Annotated in this window: 17 protein-coding genes and 1 pseudogene; 11 read left to right on the top strand and 7 right to left on the bottom strand. The window is 55.7% G+C overall.

Going from position 1 to position 24,269, the window contains the following annotated elements:
• Nucleotides 1–204: 204 nt before the first annotated feature.
• Complete coding sequence (gene sbcC / locus U869_RS0109870; protein ID WP_025120300.1) at nucleotides 205–3,456, bottom strand: exonuclease subunit SbcC; 3,252 nt, start codon at nucleotides 3,454–3,456, stop codon at nucleotides 205–207.
• A complete protein-coding gene (sbcD, locus tag U869_RS0109865; protein ID WP_025120301.1) occupies nucleotides 3,453–4,682 on the bottom strand; it encodes an exonuclease subunit SbcD in 1,230 nt (409 codons plus the stop codon). The genes sbcC and sbcD overlap by 4 nt, the downstream gene beginning before the upstream one ends.
• Before the next feature lie 224 nt (nucleotides 4,683–4,906).
• Here sbcD and phoB point away from each other — a divergent pair, with 224 nt between their 5' ends.
• The 5 genes from phoB (at nucleotide 4,907) to proY (ending at nucleotide 11,176) form a co-directional block, all read left to right on the top strand.
• Nucleotides 4,907–5,596: a phosphate response regulator transcription factor PhoB gene (phoB, locus tag U869_RS0109860; RefSeq protein WP_025120302.1), complete on the top strand. Its 690-nt coding sequence runs from the start codon at nucleotides 4,907–4,909 to the stop codon at nucleotides 5,594–5,596.
• A 24-nt stretch (nucleotides 5,597–5,620) separates the two neighbouring features.
• The gene (phoR, locus tag U869_RS0109855) at nucleotides 5,621–6,937 is read left to right on the top strand and encodes a phosphate regulon sensor histidine kinase PhoR (protein WP_025120303.1); all 1,317 of its coding nucleotides are present in this window, start codon (nucleotides 5,621–5,623) and stop codon (nucleotides 6,935–6,937) included.
• 14 nt (nucleotides 6,938–6,951) lie between these two features.
• The gene (locus tag U869_RS0109850; RefSeq protein WP_025120304.1) at nucleotides 6,952–7,890 is read left to right on the top strand and encodes a PstS family phosphate ABC transporter substrate-binding protein; all 939 of its coding nucleotides are present in this window, start codon (nucleotides 6,952–6,954) and stop codon (nucleotides 7,888–7,890) included.
• A gap of 490 nt (nucleotides 7,891–8,380) precedes the next feature.
• Complete coding sequence (brnQ, locus tag U869_RS0109845; protein WP_025120305.1) at nucleotides 8,381–9,700, top strand: branched-chain amino acid transport system II carrier protein; 1,320 nt, start codon at nucleotides 8,381–8,383, stop codon at nucleotides 9,698–9,700.
• A gap of 72 nt (nucleotides 9,701–9,772) precedes the next feature.
• Complete coding sequence (proY, locus tag U869_RS0109840) at nucleotides 9,773–11,176, top strand: proline-specific permease ProY (protein WP_025120306.1); 1,404 nt, start codon at nucleotides 9,773–9,775, stop codon at nucleotides 11,174–11,176.
• 98 nt (nucleotides 11,177–11,274) lie between these two features.
• Here proY and U869_RS0109835 read toward each other — a convergent pair whose 3' ends face one another.
• Entirely contained in the window at nucleotides 11,275–11,538 is a 264-nt protein-coding gene (locus tag U869_RS0109835) for a hypothetical protein (protein ID WP_025120307.1), read from the bottom strand.
• Between the two features lie 136 nt (nucleotides 11,539–11,674).
• The gene (locus tag U869_RS0109830) at nucleotides 11,675–12,940 is read right to left on the bottom strand and encodes a mechanosensitive ion channel family protein (protein WP_025120308.1); all 1,266 of its coding nucleotides are present in this window, start codon (nucleotides 12,938–12,940) and stop codon (nucleotides 11,675–11,677) included.
• A gap of 228 nt (nucleotides 12,941–13,168) precedes the next feature.
• Here U869_RS0109830 and malZ point away from each other — a divergent pair, with 228 nt between their 5' ends.
• Nucleotides 13,169–14,989, top strand: a complete 1,821-nt coding sequence (gene malZ / locus U869_RS0109825) for a maltodextrin glucosidase (RefSeq protein ID WP_025120309.1) — start codon at nucleotides 13,169–13,171, stop codon at nucleotides 14,987–14,989.
• A 177-nt stretch (nucleotides 14,990–15,166) separates the two neighbouring features.
• Here the strand turns inward: malZ and ggt are convergent.
• The 3 genes and pseudogenes from ggt to U869_RS0109810 all read right to left on the bottom strand — a co-directional run bounded on the left by ggt (nucleotide 15,167) and on the right by U869_RS0109810 (nucleotide 18,570).
• Nucleotides 15,167–16,930 (bottom strand): annotated as a pseudogene (gene ggt / locus U869_RS29325) (gamma-glutamyltransferase).
• 225 nt (nucleotides 16,931–17,155) lie between these two features.
• On the bottom strand, nucleotides 17,156–17,758 hold the full coding sequence (locus U869_RS0109815) for a peroxiredoxin C (protein WP_024483916.1): 603 nt from the start codon (nucleotides 17,756–17,758) through the stop codon (nucleotides 17,156–17,158).
• 230 nt (nucleotides 17,759–17,988) lie between these two features.
• Nucleotides 17,989–18,570 (bottom strand): ACP phosphodiesterase, encoded by a 582-nt coding sequence (locus U869_RS0109810; protein ID WP_025120310.1) that lies wholly within the window; start codon nucleotides 18,568–18,570, stop codon nucleotides 17,989–17,991.
• A gap of 117 nt (nucleotides 18,571–18,687) precedes the next feature.
• Here U869_RS0109810 and queA point away from each other — a divergent pair, with 117 nt between their 5' ends.
• The 5 genes from queA to secF all read left to right on the top strand — a co-directional run bounded on the left by queA (nucleotide 18,688) and on the right by secF (nucleotide 24,173).
• The gene (gene queA, locus U869_RS0109805; protein WP_025120311.1) at nucleotides 18,688–19,758 is read left to right on the top strand and encodes a tRNA preQ1(34) S-adenosylmethionine ribosyltransferase-isomerase QueA; all 1,071 of its coding nucleotides are present in this window, start codon (nucleotides 18,688–18,690) and stop codon (nucleotides 19,756–19,758) included.
• A gap of 72 nt (nucleotides 19,759–19,830) precedes the next feature.
• Nucleotides 19,831–20,955: a tRNA guanosine(34) transglycosylase Tgt gene (gene tgt / locus U869_RS0109800; protein WP_025120312.1), complete on the top strand. Its 1,125-nt coding sequence runs from the start codon at nucleotides 19,831–19,833 to the stop codon at nucleotides 20,953–20,955.
• 33 nt (nucleotides 20,956–20,988) lie between these two features.
• Nucleotides 20,989–21,321, top strand: a complete 333-nt coding sequence (gene yajC, locus U869_RS0109795; protein WP_021180200.1) for a preprotein translocase subunit YajC — start codon at nucleotides 20,989–20,991, stop codon at nucleotides 21,319–21,321.
• Nucleotides 21,322–21,346: 25 nt separating this feature from the next.
• On the top strand, nucleotides 21,347–23,194 hold the full coding sequence (gene secD / locus U869_RS0109790; protein WP_025120313.1) for a protein translocase subunit SecD: 1,848 nt from the start codon (nucleotides 21,347–21,349) through the stop codon (nucleotides 23,192–23,194).
• A 10-nt stretch (nucleotides 23,195–23,204) separates the two neighbouring features.
• Complete coding sequence (gene secF / locus U869_RS0109785; RefSeq protein WP_025120314.1) at nucleotides 23,205–24,173, top strand: protein translocase subunit SecF; 969 nt, start codon at nucleotides 23,205–23,207, stop codon at nucleotides 24,171–24,173.
• Nucleotides 24,174–24,269 lie beyond the last annotated feature (96 nt).

The following is a 24,269-nucleotide window of genomic DNA, read 5'->3' as shown; positions in this document are numbered from 1 at the left end:
CTATTCCCGGCCCGCTGAAAACGAAAAAACCCGACGCCCGGGTGCGATCCCGAAGGTCAGGTTTTGCCTGTATTCACAGTGACAATCCTGTTATTGGCACCATGATAAACCTTGTTGTCCTGCGCTCAATGCTTTTCACTGTGTACTGTCGCCGCGATCACACTTCTGGCGGTTGTTAGCGCTTGACGTAGTGCTCAGTCGCGGTCATTCGATGCGAAACTGAGCGTCCAGGCGGCTAACGCCCAGCCCATTGACCTTTTTCACCTTAATCTGCACCGGGATACGTTCCTTCATCGCCTCCACGTGACTGATCACGCCAATGGTTTTACCGGTGGCGTTAAGGCTGTCCAAGGCATCCAGTGCGGTATCCAGTGTCTCGGCGTCCAGCGTGCCGAAACCCTCGTCCAGGAACAGCGAATCAATGCTGGTCTTGTGGCTGACCAAATCGGACAACGCCAGGGCCAGCGCCAGGCTGACCAGGAAGCTTTCGCCGCCGGACAGGGTGCGGGTATCGCGCAGCGCGTCGGCCTGCCAGGTGTCCACCACCTGCAATTCCAGGGCATCGCTGGTTTTACGTTGCAACAGATAGCGCCCGTGCAGACGGCCAAGCTGGTTGTTGGCCAGATACACCAGATGATCGAGGGTTAAACCCTGGGCGAACTTGCGGAATTTGTCCCCCTCTTTGGAGCCGATAAGCTGGTTGAGCAAGCTCCAATCGTCGTATTGCTGCTGGCTTTGGGTGATCTGTTCGAACAGCGACTGCTGATTGAGACGACGTTCGGCATCGCTGCTCAGTTGGTTGCGCACTTCGCCTTGGCGCAGCTGTAGCGTTTTCAGCCGATCCGCCAGTTCGCTGACTGCGGCAGTAAGCTGCTCGGTATTGACCTGCGCTTCATCCAGATCCACAGGGCGATCCACACGATGCTGTTCCAGAGCCTGCACGGCCTGCGCCAACAGCGTGGTGGCCTGCACCTGGCGCTCCTGCAGCTGCTCTTTGTGCTGTTGCAAGCGCAGACGTTCGCCGTCATCCAGCAAGGCGGCGTTAAAGGCGGCCTCATCGTCGAAGGTGCTGCTGGCCAAGGCTTGTAGCCATTGCTGCTCGGCGTGATGCTCACGTTCGGTCTGCTGTTGCAGCTGTTGCTGCAAACCGAGCCACTGACCGGCCAGCCGATCGCGTTGCTCCTTCGCTTTATGCAACTGCTCCGTGGCCTGTTGTAAGGCGCTCTCTACGGCAGCTTGTGCCGTGCGTAACTGCTCGCGGACCTCGGCTACCGCTTGCTCACCAAACAGCGCGATACGTTTGTTACGCTGTTCCAGCAGTTGGGCTTCATGCGTCAGGCACTGCTGTTGCCACTGCGCCAACTGACGCTGAGTTTCCTGCTGGTTTTTTTCAAGCAATTCAAAACGTTCATTCAGTCGCGCCGTTTCCTGTTGCGAACTCTGCTGTTCGGTTTGCAGGGCATTCAGGGCGTCCTTCGCCAACTGTACCGCCTTGGCGAACCGTTCGTGTTGCAGCAGAAGTTGCTGACCGGCCTGTTCCTCACTATCGCAAGTTTCCAGCCAGTCGGTTAACCGGGCGCTGTCTTGCAGCGTAAAGTCGAAAGCCAAGGGGGCGCTGAGGGTTTGCCAGCTTTGCAGATGGCTTTGCTGCTGTGCAACTTCCTGATTCAGCTGCGTCTCCAGCCGTAGCTGTTGCTCTTTCAGACTTTCGCTGAGTGCACGCAGCTCGGTACCTTTAGTGTGCAGTTCGTCGGTTTGGGCGCGTAATTGAGTGACGCGCTGTTCCGTTTCTGACGGTTTAACGGCTTGATACTGTTCGATTGCCGGATGGTGTGTGGAGCCGCACAATGGGCAAGGGGCATCGGTTTGCAGTCGCGCCCGCTCGGCTTCCAGGCTGACGATGCGTTTTTCAAGCTCAAGCGTTTTTTCAACGTCAGTCTGATGTGCTTTTTGCTGTTTATACTGCTGGCGAACGGCATCGAGCTGGGTTTCCACCTCGGTCAGCTGTTTTTGGCGCGTGGCAAATTCGAGCCGTTGCTGTTCAAGGCGCAGTTGGTTCTGTTGGAACAGCAAAGCCAGTTTAGAGAGCTGTTGACGTACCGGGCGCAAGCCGCTCAGTTCTGTCTGGCGGTGGCGCAGTTTCTCCGCGGGGGATTGCACCTCTAGCGCCGCTTGCTGCTGGAGCTGATGATCCAGCGCTGCCGTCAGTTCGACCTGCTTAGCCCGGTATTGGCTCGCCAGGGTAGCCAGTTGGCTGCGCCTTTCGGTCAACTGTTCCAACGTACGCCGCAGTTCTTCGCTCTGCCGCTGGCTCTCCGCATGCTGCTTGCGCATTTCTGCCAGCTGATTTTGCAGCTGGGCGATCTGGTGATCGAGCGGTAGCACCTGGTCATCAATCAGCGTTTGCTGCCGTTGTTGATGCTCCGTCTGGGCCAGTTTGGCTTGCTGAGCCTGTTCCAATTGTTGTTGGAGCGGGGTCAGCTCGGCCAATTGCCGCTGTTGCTGCTGCGCCAACTGTTCGATCTGCCGTTGTAGCGCCAGGCGATCCTGCTGACAGCGATTACGTTCATTGAGCAATGGCCGGAGTTTCTCTGCGGGTTCACTGCGCGCTAATTGTTGTAACTGCGGCTCGGCCTGCTGAAACTCCTGCTGCACGCCAGCCAACTGCCGCTGATGATCAGCAGTCTGCTGCTGGAGGGTTTGCCAACGTTGCAGCCAGTTCAGTTGCTGTTGTTGCCTCTGTGCCTGTTGGTTGAGCAGCAGTTCTTCAGCACCCAGTCCGTTGAGTTGATTTTCCAACTCTTGGCGCTGCTCATCGTTGAGTAGCTCAATTCCGCTGGCACGGTGATGCAAGGCATCCAGATCGGTTTTCGCCTGTTTGTGCTGTTCGAATACCTGCGCCGACAGCCGGCCATAAATCTCGGTACCGGTCAGTTCTTCCAGTAGTTCGGCGCGCTCGTTGGCCTTGGCGTTGAGGAAGGCGGCGAACTGCCCCTGCGACAGCATCATCGACTTGGTGAAACGGCCAAAATCCAGGCCGGTGATGGCGGCAATCAGCTCTTTTTTATCGGAGATTTTATCCGCCAGGATTTTGCCATCTTCCCGCAGCGCCAACTCCACCTTGGGAGCTTGCAGGTTGCCGTCCGGATCGTTTTTCGCCCGGCGCTGGCTCCAGAAGGCACGATAGCCGACGCCTTTGACCTCAAACTCCACTTCGGCCAGCGATTCGGCGGTGTGGCGGGTCATCAATTCGTTCTGGCTGGCGCTGACTTCCAGACGCGGCGTTTGGTGATAGAGTGCCAGGCAGATGGCATCCAGCAGAGTGGTTTTCCCCGCTCCGGTGGGGCCGGTGATGGCAAACAGACCGTTGCTGGCGAAGGGTTCTGCCGTAAAATCGATTTTCCACTCACCCTGTAGCGAGTTGAGGTTTTTCAGCCTGAGGCTCAGGATCTTCATGCCGATGGCTCCTCATGCTGATGCAGGGTTTCTACCACCTGCTGGAACATTTGGCGCATTTGCTGCTGGCGCGGTTCGGCCATCTCGGCTTCCAATGCCAGCCGCCGCTCGAACACTTCGCCGACGCTCAATTCATTCAAGGTTTCTTTATCCTGCTGGGCAAGGGTCTGGTTACGCTGCTCTTTGCTGCGCCGCAGCAGTACCACTTCCACCGGTAAATCTTCTGCTAACTGTTGGATACGGCGCTGAATGTCGCTGAGGTAATCCTGGGTAGCCACTTCGATATCCAGCCAAACCGGCAATTCACCTTGATAGTCGGCAAACTGCTGCAACTGGGTTTCGATTTGCTGCAAATCCCCTTTGATCAACTGCATGGGCTGAAAGGTGGGGATTTCCAGTGGCGCGATCTGTTGCAGCGCACCGTCGGCAAAATCGACCATAAACACGCTTTTGGCTTTGCCTAACTCGTCAAAACTCAACGGGATGGGCGAGCCGCTGTAGCGGATATGTTCGGACTTGGCGACGTTCTGCGCCCGATGGATATGCCCCAGCGCAATGTAATCGGCAGGGGGGAACGCCTGGGCCGGGAAGGCGTCCAGCGTGCCGATGTAGATATCGCGCACCGAATCCGAGGTGGTGACGCCCACGGTCGTCAGATGGCCGGTGGCGACGATCGGCAGTGGCAAACCCAGCGTATCGCGACGCGCACAGGCGGCCTGATACAGGTTGTGGTAATGCTCGGCGATAGCTTCTTGCAATGCCTGCTGCTTTTGGTTGCCAGACTCGCCGGCGCGGCTGGTGAGCAGATCCCGTGGGCGCAGGAACGGGATGGCGCAGAGCACGGCACCAGGTTGGCCATCAAGCTGGTTGAGCACCACGATTTGCTGCTCAAGCTCGCTTTGCGCATTGGCAATCACGGTGGTATTCAGGCAGGAAAGCAGCTCACGCGATTCATTCAGCGTGGCCACGGAGTCATGGTTGCCGCCCAGCACCACCAACTGGCAACCAGTGCGTTGCAAATCCACCACAAAGCGGTTGTACAGTTCGCGGGCGTAGCTTGGCGGGGAGCCGGTATCGAACAGATCGCCTGCGACGATCAGCGCATCCACCTGTTGCTGTTCCACCTGTTCGATCAGCCAACGTAAGAAGGCCTGATGCTCGGCGGCGCGGCTTTTGGTGAAAAAGTACTGGCCCAAATGCCAGTCGGAGGTATGGATCAGGCGCATAAAACTCCCAGGGCGACAACATAATGGCGACGATTATAAAGGGGGGGAGCCCTCCTGTCGTGGCACAATCAAGCAGAGGGCAGAATGATTTTTGTGGCTCGTTAGAAATAATCACTATGCTTACTGCCATCCATGAGGCTTTTTTTTCATAAAAGTGTCACAAAACTGACGCATAATGGCGACCGCAATCAACTGAGATCGCTAACACATTGGCAGGATTGACGATGGCAAGACGCATACTGGTGGTGGAAGACGAAGCGCCGATCCGTGAGATGGTGTGCTTTGTGTTGGAACAGAATGGTTACCAACCGTTGGAAGCCGAGGATTATGACAGTGCCGTTACGCGCCTGTCTGAGCCGTTCCCTGATTTGGTGTTACTGGACTGGATGTTGCCCGGCGGTTCCGGGATCCAGTTTATCAAGCATATGAAGCGCGAGGCGATGACCCGGGATATTCCGGTGATGATGCTGACCGCGCGCGGTGAAGAAGAAGACCGGGTACGTGGCCTGGAGGTCGGGGCGGATGATTACATCACCAAACCTTTCTCACCCAAGGAGCTGGTGGCACGTATCAAGGCGGTGATGCGCCGGATTTCACCGATGGCCGTAGAAGAAGTGATTGAAATGCAGGGGCTAAGCCTGGATCCTTCCTCGCACCGGGTGATGGCCAATGAGCAGGCGCTGGATATGGGGCCGACCGAGTTCAAACTGCTGCACTTCTTTATGACTCATCCGGAGCGTGTTTATAGCCGTGAACAGTTGCTTAATCACGTCTGGGGCACTAACGTTTATGTGGAAGACCGCACCGTTGATGTGCATATCCGCCGGCTGCGTAAGGCGCTGGAGACCACTGGTCATGACAAGATGGTTCAAACCGTTCGCGGCACCGGTTATCGGTTCTCGACGCGCTACTAGTCGCACTGCGCTGAAGGGGTTACCGTGCTAGAACGTTTATCGTGGAAGAGGCTGGCGCTGGAGCTGGCCCTTTTTTGTTTGCCTGCTTTATTGCTGGGGCTGATTTTCGGTTATCTGCCCTGGCTGTTGTTGATTTCCGTACTGGCTGCACTGGTCTGGAACTTCTATAACCAACTCAAACTTTCTCACTGGCTGTGGGTGGATCGCAGCATGACGCCACCGCCAGGCCGCTGGAGCTGGGAACCGCTGTTCTACGGTCTGTATCAGATGCAGCAGCGTAACCGCCGCCGCCGCCGTGAGCTGGCGCTATTGATCAAACGCTTTCGCAGCGGAGCCGAATCTTTGCCGGATGCGGTGGTGATGACCACTGTTGAGGGTAATATCTTCTGGTGTAACGGTCTGGCACAACATCTGCTGGGCTTTCGTTGGCCGGAAGATAATGGCCAGCACATTCTCAACCTGCTGCGTTACCCCGAATTCAGCCACTATCTGCAACGGCAGGAATTTACCAGACCGCTGACGCTACAGCTGAATAACGAGCACTTTGTCGAATTCCGTATCATGCCCTATTCCGAAGGCCAACTGCTGATGGTGGCCCGCGATGTCACCCAGATGCGTCAATTGGAAGGGGCCAGACGTAACTTCTTCGCCAACGTCAGCCATGAGTTGCGCACGCCGCTGACGGTGTTGCAAGGCTACCTGGAGATGATGAGCGACGAAGAGCTGGATGGTTCGCTGCGTGGCAAAGCGCTGGGTACCATGCAAGAGCAGACCAAACGTATGGATGGGCTGGTGAAGCAGCTGCTTACGCTCTCCAGGATTGAAGCCGCGCCAAACGTGGATATGAACGAGAAGGTGGATATTCCGTTGATGCTGCGAGTGTTGCAGCGTGAGGCGCAATCGCTCAGCGGCGGCAATCATCAGATTAACTTCCGGGTGAACGAAAACCTGGAGGTGTTTGGTAATGAGGATCAACTGCGCAGCGCGGTTTCCAACCTGGTGTACAACGCGGTCAACCATACGCCAGCGGGTACCAACATCGAAGTGAGCTGGCAGCAGACGCCGCAGGGGGCGCAGTTCCAGGTCAGCGATAACGGGCCGGGAATTGGTCCTGAACATATCCCGCGCCTGACCGAACGCTTCTATCGGGTTGATAAGGCGCGTTCGCGACAGACCGGCGGCAGTGGGCTGGGGTTAGCCATAGTCAAGCATGCGCTCAGCCATCACGATTCACGGCTGGAGATCCTCAGCGAGCCGGGGATGGGCACCCGTTTTATCTTTACCTTGCCTAACCGGTTGATTGTTCCCGCGGCTTTATCAGAGAATGCGGTGAAAAATTAACAGGTAACCCCGCGATGAACCGATTTACCCAAGCTTTGCTATTTTGCCTGCTGTTATCGGTTGGCCGAGGGGCCGTGGCCGCACCGGACGGCATGCTCTCCGGCAACCTGTCCAGTGTAGGTTCAGATACCCTGGCCAACCTGATGGCGCTGTGGGGACAGGATTTCAGCCGACACTATCCCAACGTTAATCTGCAATTACAGGCTGCCGGTTCCTCAACGGCACCCACCGCTTTGGCGGCAGGGGCGGCACAGCTTGGCCCGATGAGCCGGCCGATGAAGGCGGCGGAGGTCTCGGCATTTGAGCATCGCTATGGCTATGCGCCATTGGCGGTGCCGGTCGCGGTCGATGCGTTGGTGGTGTTGGTGCATCAGGACAATCCGCTGCGTGGATTGAATCTGCAACAGTTGGATCAAATCTTTTCCGCGACCCGCCGCTGCGGGGAAAATACGCCAATTAACCGCTGGGGCGAACTGGGGCTACAAGGCAGTTGGCAGCAGCGCGCCCTGCAACGTTTTGGCCGCAACTCCGCTTCGGGTACCTATGGGTATTTCAAACTGCGCGCGTTATGCGGCGGTGATTTTATGGCGCGGGTGAATGAACTGCCGGGCTCGGCCTCGGTGGTACAGGCGGTGGCCGGATCGTTAAACGGTATTGGCTATGCCAGCATCGGTTTTCGTGCCAGCGGGGTGCGGTTGCTGCCGCTGGCTGAAACGGGTGACCGTTATATTGAGCCCAGCGAAACCAACGTGCGCAACGGCAACTATCCGTTGGCACGCTATCTGTATATCTATATTAACAAAGCCCCCAATCAGCCGCTGGAACCTCTGACGGCAGCATTCCTCGATCGTGTGCTGTCTGCGCAGGGGCAAGCTCTGGTTAATCACGACGGTTATCTGCCGTTACCTCCGGCTACGTTGCTCAAAACCCGTGCACTTCTGGGGCTGGAGTAAGGGCGATATTTGAGCGCATACCGCGCGTTTTATGGTGGTTTATTGGTGTTTGCATGCGCTTTGTAACCAGTTGTTTCACATTTCGTGAGTGATGTGTGCAAAAATAATACAAATCATGTAGGGCGTATTTATTGATAACCCCTATGTTCGACTGGATGCGAGATATTATCTGGACGATCACTCTGCTTTCCGTCCTACGTATTGCCTTTTGGCACTATAAACGTTTAACTTGACCCCCATTGCCGGACTAAACCTCCATTTTTCCCTGCATCCTTCGGTGATAGCTACCAGGAGTTGAGCGGGGGGAAAACGTCTAAAAATCTGCTCGTCATCTCGAGTCTTCGCCGTTATCAAGGTAAGACGCCGCTATTGCGCGCTGTCTGTTGCCTATGCGTTTCACGATGAGAGAGCTGGCCGGCAACCGAAGTGGGGCAGCTTTGCCACCATCCATATTGGTGAATTTTTATTGCAACAGGCAGCACGACATCCTATGAGTCATCGTTTAGCGTCAAAAGATATTCTGGCATTGGGTTTTATGACCTTTGCCTTGTTCGTCGGGGCCGGGAACATCATCTTCCCGCCGATGGTAGGTTTGCAGTCTGGCGAACACGTCTGGACTGCGGCAATTGGCTTCCTGATCACCGCCGTGGGTCTACCGGTGCTGACGGTGATTGCCCTGGCTCGCGTTGGCGGCGGTGTTGATGCGTTAAGCTCACCGATTGGCCGTAGCGCAGGTCTGCTGTTGGCGACGGTCTGCTATCTGGCCGTTGGCCCGCTGTTTGCCACCCCGCGTACCGCGACTGTTTCCTTTGAGGTCGGTATTGCGCCATTGACCGGCGACGGCCCGCTGCCGCTGTTTATCTATAGCCTGGTCTATTTCGCGCTGGTGATTGGCATTTCACTCTATCCGGGCCGCCTGCTCGATACCGTGGGCCATATTCTGGCTCCGCTGAAGATCGTGGCGTTGGCCGTGCTGGGGATTGCCGCCGTGCTGTGGCCTGCTGGGACGCCGATCCCGGCGGCAGAAGCCTACCAGTCCGTACCGTTCTCTTCCGGTTTTGTGAACGGCTATCTGACGATGGATACGCTGGGCGCCATGGTGTTCGGTATCGTTATCGTTAACGCCGCACGTTCCCGTGGGGTGAAAGATGCCGGTCTGCTGACCCGTTATACCATCCTGGCCGGTCTGATCGCCGGTGTAGGCCTGACGCTGGTCTACCTGAGCCTGTTCAAGCTGGGTTCCGGCAGTGGCGTGCTGACACCGGATGCCACTAATGGCGCGGTGGTGCTGCATGCCTACGTACAAAATACCTTCGGTAGCCTGGGGAGCTTCTTCCTGGCGGCGCTGATCTTCATCGCCTGTATGGTGACCGCGGTGGGCCTGACCTGCGCCTGTGCGGAGTTCTTCGAGCAATACCTGCCGTTCTCTTACAAAACGCTAGTCTTCATTCTCGGCCTGTTCTCGATGGTGGTGTCCAACCTGGGCCTGAGCCATCTGATCCAGATTTCGATCCCGGTGCTGACCGCGATCTATCCCCCTTGCATCGTGCTGGTATTGCTGAGCTTCACCCTGCGCTGGTGGAATAGTGCATCACGTATTGTTGCGCCGGTGATGTTAGTCAGCCTGTTGTTTGGTATCCTTGACGCAGTGAAAGCGTCCAACTTCCAGCATTTTATGCCAGAATGGACCAATCACCTGCCGCTGGCGGCGCAGGGGCTGGCATGGTTGCCACCTTCGCTGCTGATGCTGGTACTGGTCGCGATTTATGATCGGGTTTTTGCACGCAGCCAAGTGACTGCTCACCCTTAAACCTCCGGTCTGAATTTTAGGCCACGGACTTGTCCGTGGCTTTTTTACGTTTAAAAAAGACGGGTCATTTTCATGCAACAACAGTCACCCACCGCAGCACCAGCCAATAAGCTCAAACGTGGCCTCAGCACGCGTCACATCCGTTTTATGGCCCTGGGTTCGGCCATTGGTACCGGTCTGTTTTACGGCTCCGCAGAAGCCATCAGAATGGCTGGCCCCAGCGTCCTGCTGGCTTACCTGATCGGCGGTATCATCGCCTTTATCATCATGCGCGCACTGGGCGAAATGTCGGTGAACAACCCGCAGGCCAGCTCGTTCTCGCGTTATGCCCAGGACTACCTCGGCCCAATGGCGGGTTACATTACCGGTTGGACCTACTGCTTTGAGATCCTGATCGTTGCCATTGCCGACGTGACGGCATTCGGCATCTATATGGGCGTCTGGTTCCCGGAAGTGCCGCATTGGATCTGGGTGTTGAGCGTGGTGTTGATTATCGGTGCCATCAACCTGATGAGCGTGAAAGTGTTCGGTGAGCTGGAGTTCTGGTTCTCGTTCTTCAAGGTTGCCACCATTATCATCATGATCGTTGCCGGTATCGGCATCATCGTCTGGGGCATCGGTAACGGGGGACAACCGACCGGGATCCACAACCTGTGGGTCAACGGCGGTTTCTTCAGTAACGGTTTTATCGGCATGATCCTGTCGCTACAGTTGGTGATGTTCGCCTACGGCGGGATTGAGATCATCGGTATCACCGCCGGTGAAGCCAAAGATCCTAAAGTATCGATCCCTAAAGCTATCAACTCGGTACCCTGGCGTATCCTGGTGTTCTACGTCGGGACGCTGTTCGTCATCATGTCCATCTATCCGTGGAACCAGGTGGGTACCAACGGCAGCCCGTTTGTGCTGACCTTCCAGCATATGGGAATCACCATTGCGGCGGGTATTCTTAACTTCGTGGTGATCACTGCGTCACTATCGGCGATCAACAGCGACGTGTTTGGCGTTGGCCGTATGATGCATGGCCTGGCAGAGCAAGGACACGCTCCGAAGGTCTTCAGCAAGATCTCCAAGCGCGGTATTCCTTGGGTAACGGTGGTCGTGATGATGGCGGCTATGCTGATCGCCGTATATCTCAACTACGTGATGCCGGAAAGCGTGTTCCTGGTGATTGCCTCACTGGCGACCTTTGCCACCGTGTGGGTGTGGATCATGATCCTGTTCTCGCAAATCGCTTTCCGCCGCAGTTTGAGCAAAGAGCAGGTTGGCAAGCTGGCCTTCCCGCTGCGCGGTGGGGTATTCACTTCGGTCGTTGCGATTATCTTCCTGGTGTTTATCATCGGTCTGATCGGCTACTTCCCAACGACGCGTGTTTCCCTGTACGCCGGGCTGGTATGGGTCGCGATACTGTTGCTGGGCTACTTTGTGAAGGTTAACCTTCAGAAAAGCAAACCCGTTCTGACACAGCAGGATTAAGCAAGCTGCCCCCTCACCCCAACCCTCTCCCACAGGGAGAGGGAGCTGGTACGGTGTTGTGGATAGGCACCGTGTAGGGGCGCCGCATGCTGCGCCCGTTAACTCTCTTCGTCACGATCCCCATCACCAGCAGCCCTGGCTACAATCACCAGATTGTTTTCTACTATTCGTTCTTCCTTTCCTTCTCTGGCACAGCGAGCCAATCCTTCACGCAGATCCATCATGCTGCTGCTCAAGGCGCAGAGTGCCGGTTGCAGCGTACGGCTCATCTGGCTTTCATCCAGCGTGGCGCTATGTAAGTAGCCAGCAAACATCAGCGTGGCCAACAAAGTAAACAGACGGTGTTTTGACGGTTTTAACAAGATGCCTGCTCCGAACGGTAAAAATGGCGAGTGGGTATATTAATAGCCATTCGGCGGCGGAAGAAAAGCGGGCGGAGATATCTGCTGGCAATTGGCGTCAGATAATTACCAGCAGAAATAATTTCGTCAGGTTAGGTCAGGGATTGTTGGCCGCGGGCTGTAGGTTTGTCAGCATGCTGCGCATATCGTTACCGCTTGGCGTCTGGTGGATGCGCAGATCAAATTCACCGATCGCCGCCAGCAGGTGATCGAAGATATCTGATTGGATCCCTTCGTATTCTGCCCACACCGTGGTGTTGGTAAAGGCGTAAATCTCCAGCGGTAACCCTTCCGGTGTTGGCGCCAGTTGGCGCACCATCAGCGTCATATTCTGGTGGATCCCTGGGTGCGAACGTAAATAGGCTACCAGGTAGGCGCGCAGGGTGCCTACGTTGGTCAGGCGGCGGCCGTTAAGCGGCGAGCTGAGATCGACCTCGCGTTGCTGGTTGTACTGGCCCAGTTCCTGGGATTTTTCGTTCAGGTAGCGCTGTAACAGTGGGTTACGGTTAAGGCGTTCCTGTTCCTCTTCTGTCAGGAAGTGAACGCTGGTGGTGTCGATATTGATGCTACGCTTGATGCGGCGGCCACCGGATTCGGACATCGAACGCCAGTTCTTGAACGAGTCGGAGATCAGCGCGTAGGTAGGAATGGTGGTGACGGTGTTGTCCCAGTTTCTGACTTTTACCGTGGTGAGGCCGATATCGGTTACCGCGCCGTCGGCACCATACTTGGGCATTTCCAACCAATCGCCGAGTTTCAGCATATCGTTGGCGGAGAGTTGGATCCCGGCGACCAGACCGAGGATTGGATCTTTAAATACCAACATCAATACCGCCGTCATGGCCCCCAAACCGCTGAGTAACAGCAGCGGCGAGCGCCCCATCAGCAGGGAGATGGTCATGATGCCAATAAAGATGGCGGCGACCAGTTTCACGCCCTGGAAGATGCCACGCAGTGGGAGTTGGTTGGCCAGCGGGCTTTGACGCATCAGCGCCAACAGCGTATCGAGCAGCGAAAACAGCGTCAGCAGGGCAAATAACAGGATCCATACCTGCGCCGCCGTGACGATAATCGCCTGAGTCTGGCTACCATTGTGCAGCCACAGCACCGCCTGCACGTTGATGATTACCCCTTGCAGCAGCAGCGCGGCACGCTGAAACAGCTTATGTTGGGTGATGGCCTGCTGCCAGAGATGCTGGGAATGTTGACCACGGCGCTGAATAGCGGCCAGCACCACGCGGTGTAACACCAGGTGGATCGCCACGGAAATTAAAACGATTAGCCCAAGCACCATCATCAGTGACATCATGTCAGTGAATTCCAGCCCAACGCTTTCCAGCCATTGTCTTATCTGTTGTTGCATGCCTGCTCCCGTCAAAAAATGCGCAAAAAATATCCAAACGCGTTAAAACCCATTAGCCTAGCGGCTATCAGGCATGATGTGTGCCTGTTTACACTTTTTTACTATCTCCACCCCTCGGCTCATCCCTTAGTTTAAGGCTGAAAGAGGAGGGGGAAAGGCGCGCAACGTGGCATGGTGCGTGGCATTGCATGAGTCGTCGATTTCGTTTGCACCATCAGGAGAAAATTTATGCTAAATGCCTGGCATCAACCGGTTCCCCCCTTCGTGGTGAACAAGGAACAACGTCTGGAGATCACTTTATGGTTACGCGGGGAAGATTTGCCTAAGCAGGTCTTTTTACGTGTAGAGCCGGACAACGAAGAGTGGTTGCTGATCATGAAGCCAAAGGCGGTGGAGGGGCTGTGGCGCTATCAGGCCAGCCTGACGCTGCACGAAGGGGAGCCGGTAAGGCGTTACTGCTTTAAACTGCTGTGGGCTGACCGCCAGCAGTGGTTCGGCCCACAGGGCTGGTCGCTGACGCCGCCGGGGCAACTGGCCCAGTTTGCTTTGGATGAGCCAGATACCAGCCCTGCTTGGGTAGCTGATCAGGTGTTTTATCAGATCTTCCCCGATCGCTTTGCCAGCAGCGGCGGGGAGCATGGCATCCAAAGTGGCAGCTATCACCATCATGCCGCCGGTTGCGATGTGATACGCCGTGACTGGCAACATCCGCTGGAGGATGAACATGCCGCCTCCACGTTCTACGGCGGCGATCTGGATGGTATCAGCGAAAAGCTGCCCTACTTGCAGCAGCTCGGGGTTACCGCCCTGTATTTGAACCCGATTTTCACCTCGCCAAGCGTCCATAAGTACGACACCGAAGATTATTATCAGGTCGATCCTTACTTTGGCGGCAATGACGCGTTGCTGCGTCTGCGAGTAAGCACTCACAAGGTGGGGATGAAACTGGTGCTGGATGGCGTGTTTAACCATACCGGTGACTCTCATCCGTGGTTCGATCGTTATCAACAGGCAAAGGATGGCGCGTGCCACCATCCTGACTCCCCCTATCGCGGCTGGTTCAACTTCTACCCGGACGGTAACGTGCTGAGTTGGAAGGGCAATACCAACCTGCCTAAGCTCAACTTCGCTGAACCGCAGGTGGTTGATGCCATTTATCGGGCAGAGGATAGCGTAGTGCGCCATTGGCTACGGCCACCGTACAGCATCGATGGTTGGCGTTTGGACGTGGTGCATATGCTGGGGGAAAACGGCGGAGCTGCGGGGAACCTGCATCATCTGGCCGGGATCTATCAGGCGATCAAGCAAGAAAACCCTCATGCTTACGTGCTGGGGGAACATTTTGGTGATGCACGCCGCTGGCTGCATTCCGGGGTTGAAGACGCTGCCATGAACTATATGGGCTTTGCTTTGCCGGTGCGGGCGTTTCTGGCGGGAGTTGATGTGGCTTATCATCCGGTGCTACTGGATGCGGCAGACTGCGTACAGTGGATGGATGGCTATCGGGCCGGCTTGCCTCATAATCGCCAACTGATCCAGTTTAATCAGTTGGACAGCCATGACACTGCGCGTTTCCTGACCTTGTTGGATAACAACCCGCGTCGTATGCAAATGGCGGCGGTGTGGCTGTTGGCGTGGATTGGTGTGCCATGCCTGTATTACGGCAATGAAATTGGCCTGGATGGCGGCAACGATCCGTTCTGCCGCAAGCCGTTCCCTTGGGATGAAAGCCAATGGGATCGGCCGCTGCTGGACTTGTTCAGCCGCCTTACGGCGCTGCGTAAGAAGAGCAGGGCGCTACGGCGTGGCGGTTGCCAGGTGCTGTATGCACAAGGGGAAACGCTGGTGTTTGTACGTACTTACCAGCAGGAGCAGGTACTGGTGGCATTGCAGCGCAATGGGAGCGGTGAAGTTGACCTTTCTTATTGCCCGCTGTTGCGAGAGGGAAAATGGCAGCTTGTGGAAGGCGAAGGCGAGCTGGTTGCGCGGGAAGGTGGCTTGCGATTGCAGCTAGCGGCTGAGTCGGCCAGCATATGGCGATTGCGCTGATAAAGCCTCTCACCCTAACCCTCTCCCACAGGGAGAGGGGACCGATCGAGGTCGTTAGTTACTCTGCGTAATACCTTGTTTTTCTGGTTTTTACTCCCGACTTTCCGAAGTTGTATGGGCTTATTACGCACTCCGGGCAGCTCCCTCTCCCTGTGGGAGAGGGTTGGGGTGAGGGGCTCAATACCCCACAGCAGATCCCGCTGGACGGCGAACGTCATTGGCTCCGTACAGATAGCCCTCGCGCACCAGGCCGGAAACGGCTGAGTCATTGCCCGAGTTGGCCGGGATGACACCCGCCGCACCGGGTAATCCCACCAATATCAGCTCGGCAGCGCCCCAAGGGGTTTGCTCAACCATCTTGTAGCCCATCTCCTTGAGGATTTTCAGCGTATCGGCAGAGACGCCACGCTGCTCGTAATAGACTTCATCCGGCAGCCATTGATGATGGATCCGCGGGGCATCCACCGCTTCCTGCGGAGCCATGCCATGATCGATCACGTTCAGCGCGGTTTGCAGCGTGATGGTAATAATGCGTGAACCGCCTGGTGAGCCAAGCACCATAAAGATCTGATTGTCTTTGGTCACCAGCGTGGGGCTCATGGAGGATAGTGGGCGCTTACCGGGGGCGATGGCGTTAGCCGTTCCCTGCACCAGGCCATAGAGGTTCTTCTCGCCGACCTTGACGGTAAAGTCATCCATTTCATCGTTGAGGAAGAAGCCGGTACCTGGGGCAATCACCACGGCCCCGAAACGGCCGTTGACGGTATAGGTGGTGGATACGGCGTTACCTTAATGATCGACAATCGAATAGTGGGTGGTTTCCGGTTTTTCATGCGGTTCCATGCCCGGCTGCACGTTTACGGATGGCGTGGCCTGATTGGCGACGATTTTCTTACGGATTTCATCGGCGTAGCTTTTGCTTACCAGCCTATCGATCGGATTTTTGATAAACTCGGGGTCGCCGAGATAGGTATTGCGGTCCATATAGGCATGGCGCATCGCCTCGGTCATGGTGTGGATCGCCGCAGCCGAGTTAAAGCCCATACTTTTCAAGTCGTAACCCTCAACGATATTGAGGATCTCGCATAGCGTTACGCCGCCAGAGCTGGGCGGTGGCGCAGAAACGAATTTATAGCCGCGATAGCTACAGGTAATCGGTGCCGTTTCGGTCACTTTATAGTTGGCGAAGTCGGCAGCGGTGAGGATGCCTCCGCCCTGTTTAGCCGCAGCTTCAACCGCCTGCGGGATTTTACCCTGATAGAATGCCGTGGTGCCTTGCTTGGCGATGGCTTCCAGCGTGTTAGCCAGATCAGTTTGCACCAGGCGATCGCCCGGTTGCAGCGCAGAGCCGTCTTTCCGCAGGAAAATTTTGGCCGACTCCGGGTCTTGCTTGAAGCGGGCGACGGTGGTGTCAAGAATATCGGTATCGGCCCGCGTCAGGATAAAGCCCTCGCGTGCCAGCTTGATGGCCGGTTCCATGACCTGTTCACGGCTCAGCTTGCCGTACTTTTCTCGTGCCATTTCCATCCCCAGCACCGTTCCCGGCACGCCTGCGGCCAGATAACCGTACAGGCTGGCGCCTTTTTTCACCTTGCCGTCCGCATCCAGATACATATTGGCGCTGGCCGCCGCCGGAGCAGTTTCACGGAAGTTGATAAAGGTATCGGTGCCATCGGCCAAATGCAGGGTCATAAAGCCGCCGCCGCCGATGTTACCGCAGCAGGGGTTGACCACCGCCTGGGCATAGCCGACCGCGACCGCCGCATCCACCGCGTTGCCACCCATCTTGAGAATATCGACGCCGACCTGCGAGGCCAGATGTTGCGATGTTACCACCATGCCATTTTTCGCTTCTACCGCCGGATTTGAGGCGGCGTACAGATGGCTGCTGACCAGTAAGGCTGCCAAGGTCAGCGGTTGACTCCATTTTTGCAAAAGCATAACGACTCCTGTGTGATCCCTGTTTTTTTATCTGTCGCGAAGGTGCTGCAAGGTGCAGGCCAACCTTTGAATAGTAGCTACGGATAGGGAACGTAGAGGCAGGACGAGTGAAAAATGTGAAGCGAAACAGCGGAATATTGCACTGGCGCAGGGCGGTTGCACCGATTTTGCCCATAAAAAAACCGGCCAGCAGGGCTGACCGGTTCTGACACTTACCGGCTGAAATTACAGCTTGGAAGCGTTCTCAGACAGGTATTTAGCTACGCCGTCTGGAGATGCACCCATACCTGCTTTGCCTTTTTCCCACTGAGCTGGGCAAACTTCACCGTGCTCTTCGTGGAATTGCAGCGCGTCAACGGTACGGATCATTTCGTCGATGTTACGGCCGATTGGCAGGTCGTTCACGATCTGGGAACGAACGATGCCGTTCTTGTCGATCAGGAAAGAACCACGCAGAGCAACGCCCGCTTCTGGGTGTTCGATGCCGTAAGCTTTCTGAATTTCGCGCTTAACGTCAGCAACCATTGCGTATTTCACTTCACCGATGCCGCCTTTGTCGACAGGGGTTTTACGCCATGCGTTATGGACGAATTCTGAGTCGAAGGAAACGCCTACAACTTCAACGCCGCGCTTCTGGAACTCTTCATAGCGGTGATCGAAAGCGATCAGCTCAGAAGGACATACGAAGGTGAAGTCCATCGGCCAGAAGAACAGTACGGCTGGTTTGCCGTTCAGGTGCTTCTTCAGGTTGAAGTTTTCTACGATTTCGCCATTGCCTAAAACGGCTGCAGCGGTGAAGTCAGGGGCTTGACGAGTTACCAGGACCATAATTACTCCTGTAATAGTAGTTCAATGGGTTGATGTAAAAGCAGGGGCCAGTATAAGGGCCGCCACTCGGTGAGGGAAGGGCGAAAGACCAATCAATGAGATAGCTTCCACCTATCAAACCGAGAGAATAAAAACAGCAGTCTTTCAAAATAACCTTTTCGTACAAAAGGGCAAGAACTAAAAGCCACATTCCATTAACCACTGGAATATTATGGTTTTTTAGCTGGCGCTCACAAGGACTTGTTTCTTGCCTGCTCCATCATACGGGGATAAAACTGCCAGAACTGTGTTTCAAGCTGATGATACTCGCGCTGCACATCGGCAAAGGAGCCTGCCAGTGCGGCCAGCCGTGGGCGGCGGCTCGCCATGCCCGCCAAAACATCGCCGATAAACGGCAGTTCGGCGTAACGTTCCAGCCAGCGCTCGGGCCACAGATAGCTGTTCAGGTTCTGGAAACGCTGTGGCGTGTGTGGCAGGTGCGGCACAATCAGGCCACGAGCCTGCTGGGTGAAGTTTTGCAGGCTGCACGTCGGTTCAAGCTGTTGCCAGTGGCGGGCCAGAAAGTGATCCCAGACCACGTCGAGCGTGATCGGGGCGACGCGGCGGAATTCCGGGCTGAAGTAGTCGCGGCAGGCTTTGACTTCCGGCTGAGTATCGGTCAAAACGTCGACACGCCGGTGCATCATGATGCCTGCGACCACCGCCGGGTCGTAATCACCTGCGGGGTTGCCGCGCACGAAGTCGGCGAGCAGGTTGCCAAGCAGCGAGCTATCCGCAAGCTGGGCCAAATGGAGATGAGCAAGAAAATTCATCCAGCAACTATAACCCAAGTCATGCAATTCTTCCTTATTCCTTGCTGCTTGTCGCCTGCGGCTTTAGACTGTACCGCCTGTTTTTTCCCAATTAGTCAGCAGAAGAAGTGAATACCCATGCGCGTCGCCGATTTTTCTTTTGAGCTCCCCGAGTCTTTGATTGCCCGCTATCCACAGCCAGAGCGCAGCGGTTGCCGCTTGTTGCAGCTGGACGGGCCGAGTGGCGGCCTGACGCACGGCGTGTTCACCGACCTGCTCACTAAGCTGGAGGCTGGCGATCTGCTGGTGTTCAACAATACCCGCGTGATCCCGGCGCGCCTGTTTGGCCGTAAGGTCAGCGGCGGCAAGATCGAAGTGCTGGTCGAAAGGGTGTTGGACGATCATCGCGTGCTGGCCCATGTGCGGGCTTCAAAAGCGCCTAAACCAGGTACCGAACTGCTGCTGGGTGATGATGAAAGCATTGCTGCCAACATGGTTGCACGCCATGACACGCTGTTTGAACTGCGCTTTAACGACGATCGTGACGTGTTCACCATCCTCAATGCGGTAGGCCATATGCCGCTGCCACCGTATATCGATCGCCCGGATGAAGACGCCGACCGCGAGCTGTATCAGACCGTCTACAGCGAAAAGCCGGGTGCCGTAGCGGCCCCGACGGCAGGCCTGCATTTTGATGAACCACTGTTGGCTGCGTTGCGCGCCAAGGGTATTGAGATGGCGTTTGTCACCTTGCACGTGGGCGCTGGCACTTTCCAGCCGGTGCGGGTGGAAACCATTGAAGAGCACGTGATGCACGCGGAATACGCCGAAGTGCCACAAGACGTGGTGGATGCGGTATTAGCCTGTAAAGCGCGTGGCAAAAGAGTGGTCGCCGTAGGCACCACCTCGGTACGCTCGCTGGAAAGCGCGGCCAATGCCTGCCAGGATGCGCTGATCGCACCGTTCTTCGGCGACACCAGCATCTTTATCTATCCGGGGTACCATTATCAGGTGATCGACGCGCTGGTGACCAACTTCCACCTGCCAGAATCCACCCTGATCATGCTGGTCTCGGCGTTTGCCGGTTATAAGAACACCATGAACGCCTATCATCAGGCGGTGGCTGAGCAGTACCGTTTCTTCAGTTACGGTGATGCGATGTTTATCAGCCGTAATCCACTGGCGGAAAGCGAATCCGTCGGGGAATAAATTCCCGGGCTACGCGCATTGCGTGGTCCTGTTTTAATGACGTCAGACTGTATCTCTGACGCTGGAGGTTTTGTGAAGTACGAATTACAGACAACCGATGGCCGTGCTCGTCGTGGCCGCCTGGTCTTTGAACGTGGCGTAGTGGAAACTCCGGCCTTTATGCCGGTAGGTACCTATGGCACGGTCAAAGGCATGACGCCGGAAGAAGTGAAAGACACCGGTGCGCAGATCCTGTTGGGTAACACCTTTCACCTGTGGTTGCGCCCAGGGCAGGAGATCATGAAACTGCACGGCGATCTGCATGATTTTATGCAGTGGCACGGGCCGATCCTGACCGACTCCGGTGGTTTCCAGGTGTTCAGCCTGGGGGCAATGCGCAAGATTAAAGAGGAAGGCGTTTATTTCCGTAACCCGATCAACGGCGATAAGGTGTTCCTCAGCCCGGAAAAATCGATGGAGATCCAGTACGACCTGGGGTCTGACATCGTGATGATTTTCGACGAGTGCACGCCTTACCCGGCGGATTGGGACTATGCCAAGCGTTCGATGGAAATGTCGCTGCGTTGGGCACAGCGCAGCCGCCAGCGTTTCGATGAACTGAATAACAACAATGCGTTATTCGGCATTATCCAGGGTGGCGTTTACGAAGATTTACGTGATGTATCGGTAAAAGGGCTGGTGGATATCGGCTTTGATGGTTACGCTGTGGGCGGTTTGGCGGTAGGCGAGCCAAAAGAGGATATGCACCGCATTCTTGAACACGTTTGCCCACAAATTCCAGAAGACAAGCCACGCTATCTGATGGGGGTTGGCAAGCCGGAAGATCTGGTGGAAGGCGTGCGTCGCGGCATCGACATGTTCGACTGCGTGATGCCAACGCGTAATGCCCGTAACGGCCATCTGTTTGTGACCGACGGGGTGGTAAAAATCCGTAATGCCAAGCACAAGGATGATACTTCCACGCTGGACTGTGAGTGTGACTGCTATACTTGTCGCCATTATAGTCGTGCCTATTTGCATCATCTCGATCGTTGCAACGAAATTCTCGGTGCCCGATTGAACACTATCCATAACTTGCGCTATTACCAACGTTTGATGGCGGGTTTACGCCAGGCCATCGAAGAGGGTAAATTAGAGCTGTTTGTGGCGGATTTCTATGGTCGGATCGGTAAACCGATACCACCTTTAAACGCTTGAATTAATAATTGATATTTTAATGAGGGAATTTTAATGAGCTTTTTCATTTCCGATGCAGTGGCAGCAGCAGGGGCTCCATCTCAGGGCAGCCCGTACTCTCTGATCATTATGCTGGTGGTGTTTGGTCTGATCTTCTATTTCATGATCCTGCGCCCACAGCAGAAACGTGCTAAAGAGCACAAAAAACTGATGGACTCCATCGGCAAGGGTGATGAAGTGTTGACGACCGGTGGCCTGATTGGCCGTGTCACTAAAGTGGCAGATACTGGTATCATTGCCATCGCGCTGAATGACACCACGGAAGTGATGATCAAGCGTGACTTCGTGGCGGCCGTACTGCCGAAAGGTACTATGAAGGCCCTGTAATTTTGTTTTCCCTAAGGGAACTGCCGTGCTAAACCGTTATCCTCTGTGGAAGTATCTGATGCTGATCGTCGTGATCCTCGTCGGTCTGCTCTATGCACTTCCCAACATTTACGGAGAGGATCCGGCCGTACAGATCACTGGCGCGCGCGGAGTCGCCGCCAGTGAAACTACGCTGGTCCAGGTTCGTAACGTATTAGAAAAAGACAATATCGCGAGCAAGTCGATTGCACTGGAAAACGGTGCCATCCTGGCTCGCTTTAAAGATCCTGACGTTCAGCTGCGCGCCCGTGAAGCCTTGATGGCGGAACTGGGTGACAAATATGTCGTCGCATTGAACCTCGCCCCGGCAACGCCTGCCTGGTTGGCGATGCTCAACGCCGAGCCGATGAAGCTGGGTCTGGATTTACGTGGTGGCGTGCACTTCCTGATGGAAGTTGACATGGACACCGCACTTGGCAAGTTGCAAGAACAAACTATGGATACCCTGCGCAGTGAACTGCGTGAAAAGGGCATTCCTTACGCTGCGATCCGCAAGTTGGACAACAACGGCGTGGAAGTTCGCTTCCGTGATGACGCCGCTCGCGACCAGGCCATCAGCTACATGGCGCCACGTCAGCGCGATCTGGTGCTTTCTGCCAATGGCAGCAACACCCTGAAAGCCACGATGACCGACGCTCGTCTGAGCGAAGCGCGTGAGTATGCGGTGCAGCAGAACATCACCATCCTGCGTAATCGTGTCAACCAGCTCGGCGTTGCCGAACCGTTGGTACAGCGTCAGGGTGCCGATCGTATCGTTGTTGAATTGCCGGGTATTCAGGATACGGCGCGCGCCAAAGAGATTTTGGGTGCGACCGCTACGCTGGAATTCCGCCTGGTAAATACCAACGCGGATGCGACCGCGGCGGCCAATGGTCGTGTGCCGGGTGACTCCGAGGTGAAATACACCCGTGAAGGCCAACCGGTAGTGCTGTACAAGCGTGTGATCCTGACCGGTGACCACATTACAGACTCCACCTCCAGCACCGATGAATACAACCAGCCGCAGGTTAATATCTCGCTGGACAGTGCCGGTGGTACTGCCATGTCCAACTTCACCAAAGACAGCATTGGCAAACCCATGGCGACGCTGTTCGTGGAGTATAAAGACAGCGGCAAGAAAGATGCCAACGGCCGTTCCGTGCTGGTGAAGCAGGAAGAAGTGATCAACGTGGCGAATATTCAGTCACGTCTGGGCAACAGCTTCCGTATCACCGGTATCAGCAACCCGAACGAAGCCCGTCAGCTGTCGCTGCTGCTGCGTGCCGGTGCGTTGATTGCGCCAATCCAGATCGTGGAAGAGCGTACCATCGGCCCGACCTTGGGGCAGCAGAACATTACCCAGGGCCTGGAAGCTTGCCTGTGGGGTCTGGTGGCTTCGATCGTCTTTATGGTGGTTTGGTACCGCAAGTTTGGTCTGATCGCCTCTACGGCGCTGATGGCTAACCTGGTGCTGATTGTTGGTGTGATGTCTCTGTTACCAGGGGCGACGCTAACCATGCCGGGGATTGCCGGGATCGTGCTGACGCTGGCGGTGGCGGTTGACGCCAACGTACTGATAAACGAACGTATCAAGGAGGAGCTGAAGAATGGGCGATCCATTCAGCAGGCCATCCATGAGGGCTATAAAGGCGCGTTCTCCAGTATCGTTGATGCCAACGTCACTACCTTGATTACCGCTATCATTCTGTACGCAGTCGGTACCGGTTCGATCAAGGGCTTTGCAATTACTACCGCAATCGGTGTGGCGACGTCCATGTTCACCGCGATTGTCGGTACCCGTGCCATCGTCAACCTGCTTTACGGCGGCAAGCGCATTAACAAGCTGTCTATCTGAGGAGTGCGTTGTGGCACAGGATTATACTGTTGAGCAACTCAACTACGGCCGTAAAGTCTATGACTTTATGCGCTGGGATTACTTGGCCTTCGGCATCTCTTTGGTGTTGTTGATCGCCTCGATCGCCACTATGTCCGTGCGCGGGTTTAACTGGGGGTTGGATTTCACCGGTGGTACGGTGATTGAAATTACCCTGGAGCAGCCTGCGAATCTGGATCTGATGCGCGAAACGCTGGAAAAAGCCGGGTTCCAGGACCCGATTATCCAGAACTTTGGCAGCAGCCGTGACGTGATGGTGCGTATGCCACCGGCGATCGGCACCGCAGGCCAGGAACTGGGTAACAAAGTCATTGGCGTGATCAACGAATCAGTCGATAAGAATGCGTCCGTCAAGCGTATCGAATTCGTTGGCCCGAGCGTAGGGGCAGAACTGGCGCAAACCGGCGGCATGGCGCTGCTGGTTGCACTGATTTCTATCCTGATTTACGTGGGCTTCCGTTTCGAATGGCGTCTGGCGGCGGGGGCGGTTATCGCCCTGGCGCACGACGTGGTCATCACCATGGGCGTGCTGTCACTGTTCCATATCGAGATTGACCTGACCATCGTGGCATCCTTGATGTCGGTGATCGGTTACTCGCTGAACGACAGTATCGTGGTATCTGACCGTATTCGTGAGAACTTCCGCAAGATCCGCCGCGGTACGCCTTACGAAATCATGAACGTCTCGCTGACGCAGACGCTGAGTCGTACCATCATGACCTCCGCCACGACCCTGATGGTGGTTCTGATGTTGTACATCTTCGGCGGCGCGATGTTGCAGGGCTTCTCACTGACCATGCTGATCGGTGTGTCTATCGGTACCGTATCCTCTATCTACGTCGCCTCTGCGCTGGCGTTGAAACTGGGTATGAAACGTGAACACATGCTGCAGCAGAAAGTAGAGAAAGAAGGCGCCGATCAGCCTTCGATCCTGCCGTGATGACAAGTTGGTGATGCTGCTGAATTGGTAGGGGTCGAACATGTTCGACCCGATTTAACCCATTGATTATCCAGACGGGTACCATGTGCGGCTAAC

Source organism: Serratia sp. H1w (assembly GCF_000633355.1).
Taxonomy (GTDB): Bacteria; Pseudomonadota; Gammaproteobacteria; order Enterobacterales; family Enterobacteriaceae; genus Chania.
This window is presented reverse-complemented; position numbering and strand designations above follow the sequence as displayed.